Annotated in this window: 20 protein-coding genes; 11 read left to right on the plus strand and 9 right to left on the minus strand. The window is 66.6% G+C overall.

Annotation, left to right across the window (positions count from 1 at the left end):
• Nucleotides 1–60: 60 nt before the first annotated feature.
• From AC07M7_RS18315 to AC07M7_RS18325, 3 genes are all read left to right on the plus strand, one after another.
• Nucleotides 61–1203, plus strand: a complete 1143-nt coding sequence (locus tag AC07M7_RS18315) for a PilT/PilU family type 4a pilus ATPase (protein ID WP_005408369.1) — start codon at nt 61–63, stop codon at nt 1201–1203.
• Nucleotides 1204–1289: 86 nt separating this feature from the next.
• Nucleotides 1290–1967, plus strand: a complete 678-nt coding sequence (locus tag AC07M7_RS18320) for a hypothetical protein (RefSeq protein WP_169050812.1) — start codon at nt 1290–1292, stop codon at nt 1965–1967.
• Between the two features lie 110 nt (nt 1968–2077).
• Nucleotides 2078–3061, plus strand: a complete 984-nt coding sequence (locus tag AC07M7_RS18325; protein ID WP_495208003.1) for an aldo/keto reductase — start codon at nt 2078–2080, stop codon at nt 3059–3061.
• A gap of 71 nt (nt 3062–3132) precedes the next feature.
• Here the strand turns inward: AC07M7_RS18325 and AC07M7_RS18330 are convergent, their stop codons facing one another.
• On the minus strand, nt 3133–4032 hold the full coding sequence (locus AC07M7_RS18330) for a LysR family transcriptional regulator (RefSeq protein ID WP_495208004.1): 900 nt from the start codon (nt 4030–4032) through the stop codon (nt 3133–3135).
• A gap of 93 nt (nt 4033–4125) precedes the next feature.
• Between AC07M7_RS18330 and AC07M7_RS18335 the strand changes: the two genes are divergently transcribed.
• The 3 genes from AC07M7_RS18335 to AC07M7_RS18345 all read left to right on the plus strand — a co-directional run bounded on the left by AC07M7_RS18335 (nt 4126) and on the right by AC07M7_RS18345 (nt 5682).
• On the plus strand, nt 4126–4335 hold the full coding sequence (locus AC07M7_RS18335; RefSeq protein ID WP_088481050.1) for a DUF4287 domain-containing protein: 210 nt from the start codon (nt 4126–4128) through the stop codon (nt 4333–4335).
• Between the two features lie 96 nt (nt 4336–4431).
• Nucleotides 4432–4881 carry a GNAT family N-acetyltransferase gene (locus AC07M7_RS18340; protein ID WP_253078944.1) on the plus strand — a complete coding sequence of 150 codons (450 nt, stop codon included), beginning with the start codon at nt 4432–4434 and terminating at the stop codon, nt 4879–4881.
• Between the two features lie 93 nt (nt 4882–4974).
• Nucleotides 4975–5682, plus strand: a complete 708-nt coding sequence (locus AC07M7_RS18345) for a YitT family protein (RefSeq protein WP_012510275.1) — start codon at nt 4975–4977, stop codon at nt 5680–5682.
• A gap of 73 nt (nt 5683–5755) precedes the next feature.
• Here the strand turns inward: AC07M7_RS18345 and AC07M7_RS18350 are convergent, their stop codons facing one another.
• Together AC07M7_RS18350 and AC07M7_RS18355 are read right to left on the minus strand one after the other, a co-directional pair.
• Nucleotides 5756–6298, minus strand: coding sequence for a DNA-3-methyladenine glycosylase I (locus AC07M7_RS18350; protein WP_426354163.1), 543 nt, complete (start codon nt 6296–6298; stop codon nt 5756–5758).
• Nucleotides 6295–8082: a DUF4153 domain-containing protein gene (locus tag AC07M7_RS18355; RefSeq protein ID WP_495208005.1), complete on the minus strand. Its 1788-nt coding sequence runs from the start codon at nt 8080–8082 to the stop codon at nt 6295–6297. The genes AC07M7_RS18350 and AC07M7_RS18355 overlap by 4 nt, the downstream gene beginning before the upstream one ends.
• 91 nt (nt 8083–8173) lie before the next feature.
• Between AC07M7_RS18355 and AC07M7_RS18360 the strand changes: the two genes are divergently transcribed.
• The 4 genes from AC07M7_RS18360 to AC07M7_RS18375 all read left to right on the plus strand — a co-directional run bounded on the left by AC07M7_RS18360 (nt 8174) and on the right by AC07M7_RS18375 (nt 10854).
• Nucleotides 8174–8740, plus strand: a complete 567-nt coding sequence (locus AC07M7_RS18360) for a YqgE/AlgH family protein (RefSeq protein WP_046983640.1) — start codon at nt 8174–8176, stop codon at nt 8738–8740.
• A complete protein-coding gene (ruvX, locus tag AC07M7_RS18365) occupies nt 8733–9227 on the plus strand; it encodes a Holliday junction resolvase RuvX (RefSeq protein WP_046983641.1) in 495 nt (164 codons plus the stop codon). Before AC07M7_RS18360 ends, ruvX begins: the two co-directional genes overlap by 8 nt.
• Before the next feature lie 15 nt (nt 9228–9242).
• The gene (locus AC07M7_RS18370) at nt 9243–10193 is read left to right on the plus strand and encodes an aspartate carbamoyltransferase catalytic subunit (RefSeq protein ID WP_004147181.1); all 951 of its coding nucleotides are present in this window, start codon (nt 9243–9245) and stop codon (nt 10191–10193) included.
• A 169-nt stretch (nt 10194–10362) separates the two neighbouring features.
• Nucleotides 10363–10854: an REP-associated tyrosine transposase gene (locus tag AC07M7_RS18375; RefSeq protein ID WP_495208006.1), complete on the plus strand. Its 492-nt coding sequence runs from the start codon at nt 10363–10365 to the stop codon at nt 10852–10854.
• A gap of 102 nt (nt 10855–10956) precedes the next feature.
• Here the strand turns inward: AC07M7_RS18375 and AC07M7_RS18380 are convergent, their stop codons facing one another.
• Nucleotides 10957–11754, minus strand: coding sequence for a carboxylesterase family protein (locus tag AC07M7_RS18380; protein WP_495208007.1), 798 nt, complete (start codon nt 11752–11754; stop codon nt 10957–10959).
• Between the two features lie 182 nt (nt 11755–11936).
• Between AC07M7_RS18380 and AC07M7_RS18385 the strand changes: the two genes are divergently transcribed.
• Nucleotides 11937–12806 carry a hypothetical protein gene (locus AC07M7_RS18385; RefSeq protein ID WP_253078939.1) on the plus strand — a complete coding sequence of 290 codons (870 nt, stop codon included), beginning with the start codon at nt 11937–11939 and terminating at the stop codon, nt 12804–12806.
• A gap of 15 nt (nt 12807–12821) precedes the next feature.
• On the opposite strand, the gene AC07M7_RS18390 is transcribed toward AC07M7_RS18385, so the two are convergent.
• The 5 genes from AC07M7_RS18390 to AC07M7_RS18410 all read right to left on the minus strand — a co-directional run bounded on the left by AC07M7_RS18390 (nt 12822) and on the right by AC07M7_RS18410 (nt 17125).
• Nucleotides 12822–13088 carry a hypothetical protein gene (locus AC07M7_RS18390; protein WP_495208008.1) on the minus strand — a complete coding sequence of 89 codons (267 nt, stop codon included), beginning with the start codon at nt 13086–13088 and terminating at the stop codon, nt 12822–12824.
• A 61-nt stretch (nt 13089–13149) separates the two neighbouring features.
• Entirely contained in the window at nt 13150–14511 is a 1362-nt protein-coding gene (gene mgtE / locus AC07M7_RS18395) for a magnesium transporter (RefSeq protein ID WP_046983645.1), read from the minus strand.
• A gap of 187 nt (nt 14512–14698) precedes the next feature.
• Entirely contained in the window at nt 14699–16468 is a 1770-nt protein-coding gene (gene ptsP / locus AC07M7_RS18400; protein ID WP_046983646.1) for a phosphoenolpyruvate--protein phosphotransferase, read from the minus strand.
• A gap of 2 nt (nt 16469–16470) precedes the next feature.
• Nucleotides 16471–16740, minus strand: coding sequence for an HPr family phosphocarrier protein (locus AC07M7_RS18405; protein WP_046983647.1), 270 nt, complete (start codon nt 16738–16740; stop codon nt 16471–16473).
• Nucleotides 16733–17125 (minus strand): PTS sugar transporter subunit IIA, encoded by a 393-nt coding sequence (locus tag AC07M7_RS18410; protein WP_012510282.1) that lies wholly within the window; start codon nt 17123–17125, stop codon nt 16733–16735. The genes AC07M7_RS18405 and AC07M7_RS18410 overlap by 8 nt, the downstream gene beginning before the upstream one ends.
• Between the last annotated feature and the right edge of the window lie 304 nt (nt 17126–17429).

Raw genomic sequence — 17429 nt, forward strand, 5'->3', positions numbered from 1 at the left:
GCAGCAAGGCGCGGCTGTCCCCGCGATGTTCCCTCCACCGACCGATTCCTGGAGCCTTTCGTGAACACCACTGCCACCACCATCGATTTCACATCGTTCCTCAAGCTGATGGCGCACCAGCGCGCCTCGGACCTGTTCATCACCGCAGGCATGCCGCCGGCGATGAAGGTCAACGGCAAGATCTCGCCGATCACGCAGACACCACTGACCCCGCAGCAGAGCCGCGATCTGGTGCTGAACGTGATGACCCCGGCGCAGCGCGAGGAATTCGAGAAGACCCACGAGTGCAACTTCGCCATCGGCCTGTCCGGTGTCGGCCGCTTCCGTGTGAGCTGCTTCTACCAGCGCAACCAGGTCGGCATGGTGCTGCGTCGCATCGAGACGCGCATCCCGACCGTGGAAGAGCTGAGCCTGCCGCCGATCATCAAGACGCTGGCGATGACCAAGCGCGGCATCATCCTGTTCGTCGGCGCGACCGGTACCGGTAAATCAACCTCGCTGGCAGCGATGATCGGTTACCGCAACCAGAATTCGACCGGGCACATCATCACCATCGAAGACCCGATCGAATTCGTGCACAAGCACGAGGGCTGCATCATCACCCAGCGCGAAGTCGGCATCGATACCGACAGCTGGGAAGCCGCGCTGAAGAACACCCTGCGCCAGGCGCCGGATGTGATCATGATCGGCGAGGTGCGTACCCGCGAGGGCATGGACCACGCCATCGCGTTCGCGGAAACCGGCCACCTGGTGCTGTGCACCCTGCATGCCAACAACGCCAACCAGGCGATGGACCGCATCGTCAACTTCTTCCCGGAAGACCGTCGCAACCAGTTGCTGATGGACCTGTCGTTGAACCTCAAGGGTGTGGTTGCGCAGCAGCTGGTGCCGTCGCCCGATGGCCGTTCGCGCAAGGTGGCGATGGAGATCCTGCTGGGCACGCCGCTGGTGCAGGACTACATCCGCGACGGCGAGATCCACAAGCTGAAGGAAGTGATGAAGGATTCGGTCCAGCTGGGCATGAAGACCTTCGACCAGAGCCTGTTCGAGCTGTACCAGGCTGGCGAGATCAGCTACGAGGACGCACTGCGCTACGCCGATTCGCAGAACGAAGTGCGCCTGCGCATCAAGCTCAGCCAGGGCGGCGATGCCCGCACCCTGTCGCAGGGGCTGGATGGCGTGGAGATTTCCGAGATCCGATGACCGGACGGGCGCCTGCGGGCGCCCTCTGCTCCGGGATGACTACAGCGCCGGATGCACGCCGGCGTGAACCTGCCAGGGAGGCCTGCATGCGTGCGACTGTGAGCGTGATACTGGCCATCGCCGTGCTGCTGCAGGCCGGCTGTGCCCGTACCCCCGAACCGGCTGCCCCGGCCGAGGACTGCGACGATCCGCAGGCGCATGCCTGGTATCTGCTGCCACCGCCTGCACAGAGGCGTAGCAGGGACCCGCTTCCGTTCCTCGATTTCACCGGGTTTGCGAGGGCATCCTACAGAGACGCGTTGCGGGATCTCGATGGCTTGCCGGAGCCGTCGTTCCGCTGTGGCAGCGTACCGGTCCAGGCGTATCGCTTCGTCTGGCATACCCCATTCTTCCCGGGCGTGGTAGTACGCGCCCAGCGCAATGCAGCGGGCCAGGCGTGGATCGTCGGGCGCAGTGTGCGCGATTTCGAGATTCCCGGATCGTCACCCGGGCGTCCATCCACCGTCATCAAGGGCGGTACGTGCTCTCCACCGCGCGCGCTGAGTGCGGAGGAATGGAAGGCCATCGCCGCCGCGTTTGCGCTGTTGCAGGGCGAAGACTCGAGCGCTGGGCTTGATGGCTCATCGTGGATTTTCGAGTCCGTGGTGGACGGCCAACAACGCTGGTTCGCGCGATGGGTGCCGCGGGATCCGGCGTTCCGCAACACTGGCAGGATGATGGTGGAACTGGCGGGTTGCACTGACACGCTGCAGGCCATGGAATGACCGGCGTGCTGCCGATTGATGAATTCCAGTCATGACCGACTGCCATCCAGTCGGTTCAATCCTCACCTGCTGCAGGCGTATCGTCAGCGCTCCCCCTCTGGAGCACGACGATGCAGACACGTGAACTCGGCCGCAGTGGCCTGAAGGTTTCCGCCCTCGGCCTGGGCTGCATGGGCCTGAGCCATGGTTACGGCCAACCGGTGGAGCGCAGCCAGGGCATCGCCCTGCTGCACGCCGCCGTCGAGCGCGGCGTGACCTTCTTCGACACCGCCGAAGTGTACGGCCCCTACACCAACGAAGATCTGCTCGGCGAGGCGCTGGCGCCATACCGCGACAGGCTGGTGATCGCCACCAAGTTCGGCTTCAAGGATGCGCGCGTCGATACCGGGTTGAACAGCCGTCCCGAGAACATCCGTGCGGTGGCTGAAGCCAGCCTCAAGCGCCTGCGCACCGACCATATCGACCTGTTCTACCAGCACCGCGTGGACCCGAACGTGCCGATCGAAGATGTGGCCGGCACCGTGCGCGACCTGATCGCCGAAGGCAAGGTCGGCCACTTCGGCCTGTCCGAGGCCAGTGCCGCCACCGTGCGCCGTGCGCATGCGGTGCAGCCGGTCGCCGCCGTGCAGAGCGAGTACTCGCTGTGGTGGCGTGAGCCGGAGCGCGAGCTGCTGCCGACGCTGCAGGAACTGGGCATCGGCTTCGTGCCGTTCAGCCCGCTCGGCCGTGGCTTCCTGACCGGCGCGATCAATGCTGACACCACCTTCGACGCCAACGACTTCCGCAACACCGTGCCGCGTTTCGAAGTGGAGGCGCGTCGTGCCAACCAGGCGCTGGTCGACCGTATCAGCACAATCGCCGCTGCCCGAGGTGCCACCCCGGCGCAGGTGGCGTTGGCCTGGCTGCTGGCGCAGGCGCCGTGGATCGTGCCGATTCCGGGCACCACCAAGATCCATCGCCTGGAAGAGAACCTGGGTGCGGCCGACCTGCAGCTGGCACCGGAAGAGCTGCAGCGCATCGCGCAGACGTTGGAGGAAATCTCCATCGTCGGCGAGCGCTACAACGCGCAGCGCGCCGCGCAGGCCAAGGGCTGACCGCCGGGCCATCTTGCCTCTGGTGGGTGCGGACGGACGTGGGTGCGGGCCGTTGGTCCGCACTCCTCAGCTCATCCAGCCATCGACCCACGCAGCGCATCAAGCACCGTCCGCATCGCCACGGTGACGTGGCGGCGCGACGGGTAATACGCGTAATAGCCATCGAAGTGCGGGCACCAATCGTCCAGCACCGACTGCAGGCGGCCATCGTCCAGCATCGGCTGCACCTGGTCTTCCGGCAGCCAGGCCAGGCCGCTGCCGGCCAATGCGGCAGCACGGGTCATGCCCATGCTGTTGAAGATCCACTGTCCGCTCACGCGCACGCTCAGTTCGTTGCCGTCCTGGCCGAAATCCCACGGCATAAGCCCGCCATGCGTGGGCAGGCGCAGGGTCACGCAGTTGTGCTCGGCCAGGTCGTGCGGATGCCGCGGCACCGCGTGCTGGCGGAAGTAGCTGGGCGCACCAACCACGCGCATGCGCAGCGGCGGGCTGACCGGCACGGCGACCATGTCGCGCGCCAGCCGTTCGCCGAGGCGGATGCCGATGTCGTAGCGCTCGGCGACGATGTCGGCCAACCCGTAGTCGGCAGCCAGTTCCACCTTCAGGTCCGGATACTGCTGCAGCAATGGCGCCAGCCGCGGCCAGGCGATGTACTCGGCGGCATGGCCGGTGGCATTGATGCGGATGGTGCCGGCTGGTCGGTCGCGGTACTCGGCCAACGCGGCCAGTTCGTCCTCGATCTCGGCCAGGCGCGGAGCGAGGGTCTCGAGCAGGCGGGCTCCAGCCTCGGTGGTGGACACGCTGCGGGTGGTACGGGTCAGCAGGCGCACGCCGAGTCGCTCTTCCAGGCCGCGCATGGCATGGCTGAGTGCGGACTGTGAAACGCCCAGCTGGGCGGCGGCCCTGGTGAAGCTGCCCTCGCGGGCGACGTGGACGAAGGCCTGCAGGTCATTGAGGTTTTCACGGGGCATGACGGGATGATACGGCTCCCGGATTGAACGGATCTGTCGATTTCCGGCTCCCCGGTTCGTCGTACCGGTACATCCATCGCAAGGAGCTTCCGCATGAGCACTGAAAAGCCCAAGGGCCCGGCCTCGTACTTTCCCTCCATCGAGAAGACCTACGGGCAGCCGGTGGCGCACTGGTTCGGGCTGCTGGCGAAGCAGCCTGGCCTGAAACACATGGAGCTGGTCAGTTTCCTGAAAAGCGAGCATGGGCTGGGCCATGGCCATGCCAACGCGCTGGTGGCGCACCATCTGGCCGGGAAGGGATGAGGCAGGCAACGCTGCGCTGAACGGTCGTGTGGGGTCAGGCCACACGGCATCCAGAGTCAGGCAGACTGGGCGTTCATCCCGAGGCAGGACGCCCATATGCAGGTCACGCTGGACGCGATCACCGTCGACAACTACGAAGCCGTGTGCGATCTCGACGTCAGTGAGGCGCAGCAGGATTTCGTCGCCGGCAACACCTGGTCGCTGGTGCAGGCCGCGTTCCATCCTGGCTACCAGACCCGTGCCATCCAGGCCGACGGCGAGCTGGTCGGATTTTTCATGTGGGTGCCGGAGACGCCGCAGCGCATCTCGATATGGCGCTTCATGGTCGATCAGCGCTGGCAGGGGCGTGGCATCGGGCGCCGCGCGCTGGAACTGGCGCTGGAGCAGATCCGGGATACGCCCGGCCTGGTCGAGATCGAGATCTGCTACAACCCGCACAATCCGGTGGCGGGAGCTTTCTATGGCAGCTTCGGTTTCGTAGAGACCGGCATGGACGATGATGGCGAGGACATGCTGGCCGTGCTGCCGGTGACGCCTCCGAAATAACCTGAATGGGCGAGCGCAGCTGAACGATTTCATCTGCAACTGTCATGCAGATCGTGTCTAATAACGCTCCCCACCTGCTGTTCCCCCGCCCGTATGTCCCTTCCCGCCCATGGCTCCGCGCCGTGCGACGACGCTGACGGCCACCTGGTCACCGCTGGTCCGCTGACCCCACCGCCCGACAGCGCCGGCACCACCGCCGACGAAAAAGCGCTGCGCCACTCGATTGCCGAGGACGTGCAGGGCATGGTGCTGGCCACGATGGTGGCCTCGCTGGGCCTGGCCATCTTCGCCAAAGGTGGGCTGATGATCGGCGGCATGGCCGGCATGGCCTTCCTGCTGCACTACTCGATGGGCTGGAACTTCGGCCTGGTGTTCGTGCTGGTCAACCTGCCGTTCTACTGGGTGGCGCTGCGGCGCATGGGCTGGGAATTCACCCTGAAGACCTTCGCCGCGGTCACCGCCTGTGGCGTGCTGACCGACCTGCTGCCGCGCTGGATCGATTTCTCGCACATCAACCCGCTGTATTCGGCGATCGTCGGTGGTGCGTTGTCTGGCCTGGGCATCCTGTTCTTCATCCGCCACCGCGCCAGCCTCGGCGGCATCGGCATTCTTGCCGTGTACCTGCAGCGCACCCGTGGCTGGAGCGCCGGCAAGGTGCAGATGTCCTACGACGCCTGCCTGATGGTGGCTGCGTTCTTCGTGCTGTCGCCGTCGAAGGTGTTGTACTCGGCCATCGGCGCGGTGGTGCTCAGCCTGGTGCTGATGTTCAACCACCGCCCGGGCCGTTACATGGGCGTGTGACGATTCGACGGTAGTGCCGGCCGCTGGCCGGCAACACCTGCAGCATTCCGAGGCTGCCGGCCAGCGGCCGGCACTACCGGGAGGCCTGCAACCACGGCGGCGACAGCTTCAGCAGCCGCGCGTGCACCGGGCAGTCCTCGGCGTGCGCACCGGGCAGGTAGCCCAGGCTCATCAGGAACTCGCCGGTGATCTCACCGCCGGTGAAGCGGAACGTCTTCTTGAACAGCTTCACCCAGTCGGCCTTGCTGCGCGGATGGTGCGCGTCCAGCCAGCCCGCGAAGCTGCCGTGGCTGGCCCGCAGCTGCTGGATCACCTGCGCGTTGTGGATCGCCGCCAGCACCTTCAGCCGGTTGCGGATGATGCCCGCGTCCGACAGCAGCCGCTCGATGTCCTGCTCGGCGTAGGCTGCAACCCGATCCACATCGAAGCCGTCATAGGCCGAGCGGAAGCCCTCGCGCTTCTTCAGGATCGTCTCCCAGCTCAGGCCGGCCTGGTTGATTTCCAGCACCAGCCGCTCGAACAGCTCGCGCTCCTCACGCTGCGGAAAGCCGTACTCGTTGGCGTGGTAGTAGTCGTGCACCGGATGACCCGGGGCGATGAGGCAGTAGCCGCTCATGGGGAAGACTCGTTGGATTCGGGTTCGGGATCGATGGCCAGCGCGGGGCGCCCGCCGATGGACAGCATCGGCCAGCGCGGTGGCACAAGAGTGAGTTTGCCGTCACGCAGGGCTTGGTTGATCGTCTCGCCTTGGCCGCTGACGGTGCCGAACAGCGAACCGGCCCGGTACCACTGGGCATCCCTGCCACGTGCGTACAGCACGCAGTCCGGCCCACGGTGGGTGTACAGCTCGCACAGCAGCACCTCGGTGCTGCCGTCGCCATCCAGGTCGCGATGCACGATCAGGCAGTCACGCTCGCTCTCGGCACAGGATTCGCCGTTGATCGCGCGCGTGGCCAGCGCCTGCCACCAGTCGGCGGGCGGCGAGGTGGATCCCTTGGCCAGCTTCAGCGCGCGTTGCAGGGCGGCGACATCCTGCGGGCCCTTGTCCAGGCGGGTGCCGCCGTCCCAGCGTGAGGTGCGTGCCAGCGCATCGGCGATCACCTGCGGCGCGTTGGCATCGGCGCGGATCGCCGGATCGTCCTGCAGTCCGCGCAGCGCCTGCACGCCGCGGCGGCCGAGGTCGAAGCGCAGCACGTTGACGTCGCTGCTGGTGATCGCCGGCGGGTCTGCACGCAGCCGTGCCAACTGGCTGGACAGGGTCAGCCGCACCGGGTCCAGCAGCGGCGAGTTGCCCAGCAATGCCAGTGCCAGCACGGCCCAGCACATCCAACGGTTGATCGGCTCCAGCGTCTGCAGCCAGCGGCCCTGCCGGCGCACTACCGCCAGCGCGTAGCCCAGCGCATAGCCGGCCACGGCCAACGCGATCAGCACCGCCCAGAAGCGGTCCAGGGTCCAGCCGTACTGCACCACGCGCAGGCCCAGTGCATACAGCGCCAGCACCGCATAGACCGGCAGCGCCAGCAGGCTGGCCTCGACCAGCCGGCGCAGCACGATGGGGTAGGGCGCGGTGTCGTCTCCCTGCTGGTAGACCGCATTGGTGAACGACACCAGCAGCAGCGACAGCACCAGCAGCAGGCTGGCGGCCGAACGGGTCTTCCACAGCGGTTCCAGCCCGGTCAGCGGCAGGCTCAGCACGAACAGCACGGCGATGAACGAGAGCAGCGGCAGCAGCCCGCGACAGATCGCGAACAGCACCTGGCGGGTGATCTGGATCGCGCGGTGCTGGGTGCGCCCGATCAGCACACCGAACCCGGCCAGGCTGCCGGTGGCCAGCGCGATGAACGCGTCCTGCCGGAACAGGTCGCGGAAGAAGGTCACGTCCAGCAGCTGGAACAGGGCCGCCCACAGCCACAGCAGCAGCCAGGTCAGCCCGGTGAACAGCGCCGCCAGGGCCAGGGTCAGGCCGTTCTGCCAAGCACGCTCGAACAGCTCCGGATAGCTGGCGCGCCAATGCCCGTGCTGCAGCTGGAACTGCCACCAGGGCAGAGCCACGAACACCGCCACGGCCATGCCCAGGGTCAGCGGGAACTGCAGCGCGCCCGAATCCAGCGCGGTCTCGCCGTTGAGGTTCCAGCCGATCCAGGCGGCCAGCGCCAGCACCACCGCCGAGCCGAGCGCGGCCTGCAGCCACAGGCGGCGCTGGCCCAGCTCGACCAGGCTCAGCGCCACCGCGCTGGGAATGGCCAGCACCCAGGCGTACCAGCAGTAGCGCCAGCCGATATCGCGGAACGGCCACGCATCGGACAGCTCCTGCGCGGCATACAGCATCAGGCCCTGCAGCAGCGCGATCAGAACGATGGCGCTGCGTGCCGGCAGGGTCAGGGGCGATGAAGACTGCATCGACGACCTTCCATGGCAAAGCACCATCCTAGCCGATCGCCGCACGCGTCCATCGCGCGACCATCCCGCCCCCAGCAGGTAGAATGGGGGCATGCCTGTTACGCCGACTTCCCTTGCCGATCACCTGCTCGTCGCGCTGCCGTCGCTGCTCGACGCGACCTTCGCCCGCAGCGTCGCGCTGATCTGCCAGCACGACGAGAACGGTGCGATGGGCGTGCTGGTCAACCAGCCTTCCGAGTACACGCTGGGCGAAGTGCTGGCACAGATGGACATCACCACCGTTGATGGCGACCTGCAGGCGCGCATGGTGCTCAACGGCGGCCCGGTGCATCCCGAACGCGGCTTCGTCATCCATGACGACGCGCGCGCATGGGATTCCAGCCTGATCGTGGGTGAAGGCCTGTACCTGACCACCTCGCGCGACATCCTCGAAGCGATGGCACGTGGCGAAGGCCCGGCCAATGCTGTGGTCACCCTCGGCTGTGCCGGTTGGGGCGCAGGGCAGCTGGAAAGCGAACTGTCCGAGAACAGCTGGCTGACCGTACCGGCCGACGCCGAGCTGGTGTTCCAGCTGCCGCTGGAGCAGCGCTGGCAGGGCGCGGCCTCGCGCATCGGCGTGGACCTGTTCCGCCTGACCGACTACAGCGGCCATGTCTGAGCCGGCGGCGCCCGCACCGGTTTCTCCTGCTCCGGCCATCCGCCGTGACGGCACCGTTCTGGGTTTCGATGTCGGCTCGCGGCGTATCGGCGTAGCCATCGGCAGTGCCTTCGCTGCGCATGCGCGCGCGGTGGCCGTGGTCGATGTGCACGGCAACGGCCCGGACTGGACCGCGATCGAACGCCTGATCAAGGAATGGAAGCCCGATGGCCTGGTGGTGGGCGATCCGCTCACGCTGGACGGCCAGGACCAGCCCAACCGCAAGCGCGCGCAGGGCTTCGCCCGCCAGCTGCGGGAACGTTTCAAGCTGCCGGTGGTGATGATCGACGAGCGTTCCAGCTCGGTCGAGGCCGCACGCCGCTTCGCTGTCGAGCGCGCCGAAGGGCGCAAGCGCCGCCGTGATGCGGCCGCCCTCGATGCCGTGGCCGCGGCGGTGATCATCGACCGTTGGCTGTCGTCCCCCGACGACGCCACCCCCATTCCCTGACTGCCCGACACCGCCATGACCGCCCAGCAACTCGATGCCTCCGGACGCCTGCGCCACCTGTTGACCCTGGAGGGCCTGCCGCGCGAGACCCTGCTGCAGCTGCTTGACCGCGCAGGGCAGATCCGCGATGCCGCGGTCGGTCGTGTCGGCAACAAGCGCCAGGTGCTGGCCGGCTCAGCGGTGTGCACGCTGTTCTTCGAACCGTCCACGCGCACCCGCAGCTCGTTCCAGCTGGCGGCGCAGCGACTGGGCGCCGATGTGCTCAACTTCGATGCCTCGACCTCGTCCACGCGCAAGGGCGAAACCGCCTGCGACACGCTGCGCAACCTGGAAGCGATGGGCGTGCGCGGCTTCGTGGTGCGCCACCCGGATGACGGCGCCGTGGCCGCACTGGCCGAAGCGGCGGGCGAGGGCACTGCACTGATCAACGCCGGTGACGGGCGCAGCGCGCACCCGACCCAGGGCCTGCTCGACATGCTGACCCTGCGCCAGGCCAAGGGCCCGGATTTCTCGAAGATGAAGGTGGTGATCGTCGGCGACGTGAAGCATTCGCGCGTGGCCCGCACCGACCTGCATGCGCTGCGTACGCTGGGCGTGGGCGAGATCCGCGTGTGCGGCCCGCAGTCGCTGCTGCCGGATGACGAGACCCTGAAGGGCTGCGTGGTCGGTGATGATTTCGACGCGATGCTGGAAGGCGTCGACGCGCTGATGATGCTGCGCCTGCAGCGCGAGCGCATGGAAGAAGGCTTGGTGCCGTCGCTGGAGCAATACCACGCGCAGTACGGCCTGACCAACGAACGCCTGGCCCGCGCCGGTAAGGACGCAGCGGTGCTGCACCCGGGCCCGATCAACCGCGGCGTGGAAGTGACCGACGAAGTGGCCGACGGCCCGCAGTCGTGGGTGCTGCGCCAGGTCGCCAACGGCGTCGCCGTGCGCATGGCCGTGCTGGAAACCCTGCTGGGCTGACCCCCGCTCTGGTAGGTGTCAACCTTGGTTGGTACTGCTGGTGTGGTGGGTGCCAACCTTGGTCGGTACTGCTGGTGTGGTGGGTGCCAACCTTGGTTGGCATTGGCCTACCCGGGCGAAGGTGATTTCCCGATGTTCAAGGAACATGCGCCCGCCCATGCTCTTCTGCATGAACAGCACCTGCCTCCTGCTAGGCCGTCATTCCCGTATCGGCCAGAGCTACATCCTCACCACGAACGTGGATGGCCGGGCGGCTCTGTTCGCCAATGACGCCGTTGCGGTTACCGCCATGCAGGAGTTCCAGCGTCTGGATCTGGAAGGTCTGACCCATTCGATCGCCTACGTTGTCATGCCGGATCACGTCCACTGGTTGATGCAGCTGCGCGCGGCATCGCCCGACGTTGTCATGAGGCGCTTCAAGTCGCGTACGGCCGTGCACGCAAACAGGGTACCGGGCAGGGTGGGGCGCTTCTGGCAGTCCTGCTATCACGATCACGCGATCCGCTCTGATGAATCGCTGTTCCGGCATGCAATGTATTTGATGGCGAATCCGATCAGGGCGGGGCTGGCAACGCAGCTTGGCGAGTACCCGCATGCGTGGTGTGAGTGGGAACTCGAAGGTTCCTGTGCCAAGGCGGAGTTTATGGGGGCGGACAGATAGTGCCAACCAAGGTTGGCACCCACCGAAAGCAGGTTCCAACCTTAGTGGGTACCTACCAAAACCAGGCTCCAACCAAGGTTGGCAGCTACCACGAGTTGGGGTTCAGCGCTTCTGCGCGAACAACCATGCCCACATCGAGGGATCCGCATACGTGGCGTCCCAGGCGTTGTGGTTGCCTTCGGGGTATTCGGTGTAGCGCACATCGCGTGCGTTGGCGCTTTGGAATGCGACGTGCAGCCTGCGGTCGTCGTCCGGTGGCACCACGTCGTCCAGCGCGCCGTGGAAGATCCAGATCGGAGTGTGCTGAAGGCGCTTGGCGATCACCGCATACGGATCGGACTCCTGCGCGACCTGCTCGACGAACAGGGTCGGCCGCTTCGCGCGCGGTGCCAGCACGGCGCCGCACACCGGCACGATCGCAGCAAAACGGCGTGGGTCGTCCAGGGCGATGTTCCAGCTGCCGTAGCCGCCCATCGACATGCCGGTCAGGTATTGCCGTGCCGGGTCGGCGCCGAATTCGGCGATCGCTGCATCGAGTGCCGCCAGCGCGACACGGTTGTTGTGGCTGCTCCATTCCTCGTGTCCTGGCACCTGCGGGAACACCACCAGCGCAGGGAAGTCGGGGTGCTCGCGCAGATAGGGGCCCAGTCCCGAGTAGGTCTGTTTGACACCATCGCTGCCGCGTTCGCCGGAGCCGTGCAGGAACAGGATGACCGGAAGGTTGGTGGGAGCGGCGGCCTGCACGCCGGCCGGAATGAACACCTGGTAATAGGCGGTCTCGCCATCCACCTTCACCGCGCGGGCTTCGAAGCGCCCGCGCGCGCGATCCGGCACGCTGGCACACGCGCCTACCATCAGCACCATCAGCAACGGCAACCAACGTGCATGTGAACCAAGCATGGGGCTGACCAGGATCTGGAAATGACCCCATGCTAGCCCCTGCGTTGTTCGATGGCTTTCTGCAGCGCAGTATCGTCGCACCGCACCCCAGGTGATTGCTGTCCACGCAGTGGCGCCGCAGAATGTGGGCAGGCAACGGATGCTCGGGAGCAGTGCAGCACCCCATGGGACGAAGCAGGCGAATGCTGGCCGGTGCGGCGTTGGCGCTGCTGCTCGTGCTTGGCTGGGCATGGCGCACGAGCCCGTTTCCCTTGCAGCACCTCGAGAGGGGCGCCGCCACGACCTCACCGCTGCCGCTGGAGACCGCAGATGTGGGGGCCAGAGATCGGCATCGGCCGGGCCCAGCGCTTTCCAGCTACGTATCGGCCCGATGGCTGCAGCCGTTGATCGCCGACCTGACGCAACGTTCCGATGCCGGAGACGCCGAGGCCAGCTTTGCGCTCAGCCGCGTTTACAGCGAATGCATCTGGTTCTTCGATCCCTCACTGGTGGAGCCGACGGGGGTTCCATCCGCCCAGCGGCCTGCGCTGAGACGCAGCGCTGTCTGGCTGGCAACGCGCTGTGATGGGATCGATGGGCGTGAAGCTGCGCTGGGATATGCACGCTTCCGGCGCGTCGCGGCTGACCAGGGCAGTCTGCCTGCGCAGATCGAAGAACTCTTCAATGGTGCATTGACGCCGGTCGACGCAACGCGTGTAGATGACCAACGTACCCTCATCGAGGCTGCACTCGCTCGTAGCGATGGTGAAGCCTATCTGGTGCTGTCCAGAGCGTTGGGGTACGGGGCAGAACGTACAAACGCGCTTGCCCCTTATCCCACAGGCACCCCGGCAGACTCGGGTGCATGGATGCTGGCCGCCTGCAATGTCGGGGTCGCCTGCGGCCCATCGTCGCCGCTGCTGCACCAGCTGTGTGGTACCGGATTGCTCTGCGGAGCCGATTCGGTGCAGGAGGCGCTGGCCATGACGCTGACCGTCGAGGAGATGGTGCAGGCGCGCGAACGTGCCAACGAGGTGATGGAGCTCTCGCGCCGGATCAGGTACGGGCGCTGACGCCCGCGTGTTCGTTCACTCCGGGCGCGGGAAGCTGGCGATGATGTCCAGCTGTTCCTTCGCTTCAGCATTGCCTTCGGCGGCGGCCGCCTGCACCTGCGCCATGTCCGGATGCAGCACCACCAGCAGCGGGTTCTCGCAGACCGGGCAGTCGTACTCGGTGGCGTCTTCGTCCAACTCCATCACCATGGCGCGCGAGCTGCCCTTCCATTCGCAGGCCGTGCAGGTGTACTGCTGGTCACGCCAGCCGGGCTGGAAGTAATTTTCGATCGTCGTTGCCATGGGTGTTCCAGTGGGGATCGGGTCAGCGCCCCGTGCGGCGGGGATCCGACCCTTGATACGGTCAGTGCAGCAGCACCAGGGTGGCCAGGCCGAGGAAGGTGAAGAAGCCCATCGAGTCGGTCACGGCGGTCAGGAAGATGCCGCTGGCCAGCGCCGGGTCGAAGCCGAAGCGTTTCAGCGTCAGTGGCACCAGCACGCCGGCCAACGCGGCGAACAGCAGGTTGCAGGTCAGCGCGATGGCGATCACCGCCGACAGGCCAGGCGAATGGAACCAGGCGAGTACGATCAGGCCCAGTATCGAGCCGAGCACCACGCCGTTGAGCAGGGCCACCCGTACTTCCTTCCACAACAGCGTGCGTGCGTTGGAACTGCCGACCTGGCCCAACGCCAGGCCACGCACCATCAGCGCCAGTACCTGGGTGCCGGCGTTGCCGCCGAGGCCGGCAACGATCGGCATCAGTACCGCCAGCGCCACCAGCTTGTCGATGGTGCCTTCGAAATGGCCGACCACGCTGGAGGCGAGGAAGGCGGTGCACAGGTTCACCGACAGCCACATCAGGCGTCGGCGCATCGCGCGCCAGACCGGGCTGAACAGATCCTCGTCCTCGTCCAGGCCGGCGGCGCCCAGCGCCTGGTGCTCGGCCTGGCCACGGATGATGTCGACCACGTCATCGATGGTGATGCGGCCGATCAGGATGTTGTTGTCATCCACCACCGGCGCGGAGATCCAGTCGTGGTCGGAGAACTGCCGCGCCACTTCCTGGTCGCTCTCGCCGACGTCGATCGCCGGCTGCTCGTCGTCGATCAGGCGGTTGATCGGCGTGGTGTCCTCATGGGTCACCAGCGAGGCCAGTGAAACCCGGCCCAGGTACTGGTGGCGACGGCTGACCACGAACAGGTGATCGGTGTGGTCGGGCAGTTCGCCGCGCAGGCGCAGGTAGCGCAGCACCACGTCGACGTTGACGTCGGCGCGCACGGTCACCACGTCCGGGTTCATCAGGCGGCCGGCGCTGTCCTCGGGGTAGGACAGCACCTGCTCCAGGCGCTCGCGGTTCTCGCGGTCCATCGACTTGAGGACTTCGTCGATGACCGTGTCCGGCAGATCCTCGACCAGATCGGCCAGATCGTCGATGTCCAGGTCTTCGACCGCGGCGATGATCTCGTCCGGGTCCATGTCGGCGAGCAGGCTTTCGCGCACGTCGTCGCCGACGTGGACCAGCACCTCGCCGTCATCTTCCGGATCGACCAGGCCCCAGACGATCTCGCGTTTGCCGGGCGGCAGCGATTCGAGCAGGTTGCCGATCTCGGCCGGCGCCAGGGTATTGACCAGGCGGCGCACCGGGCCCAGTCGGCCGCTGTCCAGTGCATCGGACAGCATCCGCAACTGGCGCGCAGTCTTGTCGTGGCGTACAGCCTCAGCCATCGCAGCTCCCGCGGGATAAGAAAAGCCGCGATCCCGGCAAGGATGCGGCAACAGGGGTGTTCAGCGCGTCATTATCGCAAGGGGATGTTTCACCGGATACCCCGGCGGCGACGAGACGGGGTCAGATCCCTTTTCCCACGGAAAAGGGATCTGACCCCAGGCGTGCATGCCCGGCGAGCGGGTGGTGTCAGGCCGTATCCGCCACCAGCGCCAGCCAGCGCTCGATGGCACGGCGGTCGCGGGCTGCAAGCAGCTTGGGAGCTCGTGCGCGCAGTGCGCCCAGGTCGGCGTCGCGGATCGCGCGGCGTACTTCCAGCAGGGTGCCGGGGTGCAGGCTGAATTCGGTCAGGCCCAGCGCCAGCAGCAGTGGGGTCATCCGTGCATCGCCGGCGATCTCGCCACACACCGCCACCGGGATGCGATGGCGCACGCCGGTCTCGATCACCATCTGCAGCAGCCGCAGCACCGCCGGATGCAGCGGCGAGTACAGTTCGCCCAACGCTTCGTTGTTGCGATCGGCCGCCAGCAGGTACTGCACCAGGTCGTTGGTGCCGATCGACAGGAAGTCGACCAGATCGATGAAGCTCTCCAGCGCCAGCGCAGCGGCCGGTACCTCGATCATTGCCCCCAACGGCACATGGTCGGACACCATGTGGCCTTCGCCGCGCAGCTGTTCGGTCAGCTTGAGCATGCGCCGGCGCACCGCCAGCAGTTCCTCGCGGGTACTGACCATCGGCACCAGCACGCGCAGCTTGCCGTAGGCCGAGGCGCGCAGGATCGCGCGCAGCTGGGTATCGGCCACCTTCGGCCGCGCCAACGACAGGCGTACGCCGCGCAGGCCCAGTGCCGGGTTTTCCTCGTTGCTCAGGGTCAGGCCGGTGCGATCGGCCTTGTCCGCACCGAGGTCGAGGGTGCGGATGGTCACCGGTCGCCCGCTCATGCCCAGTGCGGCATCACGGTAGGTCTGGAACTGTTCTTCTTCGTCCGGCAGCTCGTTGCGCTGCAGGAACAGGAATTCGGTGCGGTACAGGCCCAGCCCGTGTGCGCCCAGCGCATGCGCCTGGGTCACGTCCTCCAGCGATTCGGCATTTGCCAGCAGAGCAATGTCGACCTGGTCGCGGGTGCGGCTGGGCTTGCTGCGCAGGCGGCCAAGTTCGCGCTGCTCGCGTGCGTGCTCTTTCAGCCGTGCACGGTAATCGCGCAGGTTGTCGGCCTGCGGGTTGGCGGTGATGCTGCCATCGGCGCCGTCGATGATCAGCACGTCGCCATCGGCGATGCGGCTGAGCAGCTGCGGCACGTTGACGATCAAGGGCAGGTGCAGGCTGCGCGCCAGGATCGCACTGTGCGACAGCGCGCTGCCGGCGGCGGTGACGATGCCGACCACGCCCTGCGCCTGCAACTGGGCAAGCTCGGAGGGCGCGATGTTGTCGCAGACCAGGATTTCACCGGCCAGGCCTTTCATCGCTGGCGGCCGCTCGGGCTGCAGGAAGGCGTGGATGCGGCCGATCACATGGTCGAGGTCGTCCATGCGGCTCTTCAGATAGGCATCGTCCATGCCATCGAAGACCTTGGCCAGGCGGTCACGCTGCAGGCGCAGCGCATAGCCGGCGCTGTAGGGGCCGCTGCGGATCAGCTCGTCCAGCCCGAACAGCAGCTCGGGGTCGTCCAGCAGCAGTGCATGCAGGTCGAGGAACTCACCCACTTCCTGGTTCAGTGCACCCTGCAGGCGCTGTCGCAGCTCGTGCATTTCCGTGCGTGCGGCATCCACGGCACGGTGCAGGCGGGCCAGTTCGGCCTCGACCTGGTGGACGGCGACCCGTTGCTCGGCAACCTCCAGTGCATGCGGCAGGCGCACCCGGGCGCGGCCCATCGCGGTGCCACGGGCCGCACCATGGCCGGCCAGCAGCTGTACCGGCCGTTGGCCGGAACTGACCTGACCGGCGCGTGCGCGTGGCACGCTCAGTTGTCCTCGTCGAAGCGGCGCTCGAACAGGCCTACCACCGCCTCCATCGCGGCGGCTTCGTCCTCGCCGTTGATCCGCACGGTGACTGGGGTGCCCTGGCCGGCGGCCAGCAGCATCACGCCCATGATGCTCTTGGCGTTGATCTCACGGCCCTTGGCGGCCATGGTCACGTTGCAGCGGAACGGCGCCAGGGTCTGCACCAGCTTGGCGGTGGCCCGGGCATGCAGGCCCAGGCGGTTGCTGACGGTGAGTTCTCGTTCAAGCATCGTCGACTATCGCTCCATTACGGGTACCCGCCGCGGCTGTGGCGGGCAGTTGATCCAGTCCCTGTTCCGGATAATTCATCACCCGCAGCAACATCGGCAGGCTCAGCGCCGACACCCGGCGAACCGGGGTCCCCAGCCGGGCCAGCTGCCCGGCAAGGTTGGCGGGGCTGGCACCGTACAGGTCGGTCAGGATCAGCACGCCATTTCCCCCATCGACCCGCCGCAGGGCGGCCGAGGCGAGCGGAAGCAGGGCGTCCAGGTCTGCGTCGAACGGTACTTCGAAAGCTTCTGTTTTCAGCGGCAACTGCCGCAGGAGCCGGGTCGCCACGTCAAGCAGGGCGGTCCCGACCCCGGGATGTGTTACGAGGAGAATGCCACAGGTCATTACTGCACGTTAACAGGTCAAGGTGAATTGGCGATAGCAGCAGGAGAGGGGCACAGTGTCCCGTATTCAGTGTTGCTCGGGTCAGAGCCCTTTTCCGTTGAAAAGGGATCCGACTCCATCCGTTTTTTCGATGCCTGACAGAGATTCATCCACGCATGGCGTGGATCTACCGTGTCGACCAAGGTCGACACCCACCAACAGCACACGGAATCTGTCAGAGGCGGGGCGGGTCCGGTTGCGGGGGTGTCCGCGGCATGGATGCCGCGGCCAAGCCCCCATGGATGGGTTTACGGCGTCCCCCGCA

This window comes from Stenotrophomonas sp. GW821-FHT09E08 (assembly GCF_059416125.1).

Bases quoted from the DNA above. Each gene is read 5' to 3' on its own strand.
- AC07M7_RS18320 (WP_169050812.1), top strand. From the start codon at position 1,290: ATGCGTGCGACTGTGAGCGTGATACTGGCCATCGCCGTGCTGCTGCAG.
- AC07M7_RS18325 (WP_495208003.1), top strand. From the start codon at position 2,078: ATGCAGACACGTGAACTCGGCCGCAGTGGCCTGAAGGTTTCCGCCCTC.
- AC07M7_RS18330 (WP_495208004.1), bottom strand. From the start codon at position 4,032: ATGCCCCGTGAAAACCTCAATGACCTGCAGGCCTTCGTCCACGTCGCC.
- AC07M7_RS18335 (WP_088481050.1), top strand. From the start codon at position 4,126: ATGAGCACTGAAAAGCCCAAGGGCCCGGCCTCGTACTTTCCCTCCATC.
- AC07M7_RS18340 (WP_253078944.1), top strand. From the start codon at position 4,432: ATGCAGGTCACGCTGGACGCGATCACCGTCGACAACTACGAAGCCGTG.
- AC07M7_RS18345 (WP_012510275.1), top strand. From the start codon at position 4,975: ATGTCCCTTCCCGCCCATGGCTCCGCGCCGTGCGACGACGCTGACGGC.
- AC07M7_RS18350 (WP_426354163.1), bottom strand. From the start codon at position 6,298: ATGAGCGGCTACTGCCTCATCGCCCCGGGTCATCCGGTGCACGACTAC.
- AC07M7_RS18355 (WP_495208005.1), bottom strand. From the start codon at position 8,082: ATGCAGTCTTCATCGCCCCTGACCCTGCCGGCACGCAGCGCCATCGTT.
- AC07M7_RS18360 (WP_046983640.1), top strand. From the start codon at position 8,174: ATGCCTGTTACGCCGACTTCCCTTGCCGATCACCTGCTCGTCGCGCTG.
- ruvX (WP_046983641.1), top strand. From the start codon at position 8,733: ATGTCTGAGCCGGCGGCGCCCGCACCGGTTTCTCCTGCTCCGGCCATC.
- AC07M7_RS18370 (WP_004147181.1), top strand. From the start codon at position 9,243: ATGACCGCCCAGCAACTCGATGCCTCCGGACGCCTGCGCCACCTGTTG.
- AC07M7_RS18375 (WP_495208006.1), top strand. From the start codon at position 10,363: ATGAACAGCACCTGCCTCCTGCTAGGCCGTCATTCCCGTATCGGCCAG.
- AC07M7_RS18380 (WP_495208007.1), bottom strand. From the start codon at position 11,754: ATGCTTGGTTCACATGCACGTTGGTTGCCGTTGCTGATGGTGCTGATG.
- AC07M7_RS18385 (WP_253078939.1), top strand. From the start codon at position 11,937: ATGCTGGCCGGTGCGGCGTTGGCGCTGCTGCTCGTGCTTGGCTGGGCA.
- AC07M7_RS18390 (WP_495208008.1), bottom strand. From the start codon at position 13,088: ATGGCAACGACGATCGAAAATTACTTCCAGCCCGGCTGGCGTGACCAG.
- mgtE (WP_046983645.1), bottom strand. From the start codon at position 14,511: ATGGCTGAGGCTGTACGCCACGACAAGACTGCGCGCCAGTTGCGGATG.
- AC07M7_RS18405 (WP_046983647.1), bottom strand. From the start codon at position 16,740: ATGCTTGAACGAGAACTCACCGTCAGCAACCGCCTGGGCCTGCATGCC.
- AC07M7_RS18410 (WP_012510282.1), bottom strand. From the start codon at position 17,125: ATGACCTGTGGCATTCTCCTCGTAACACATCCCGGGGTCGGGACCGCC.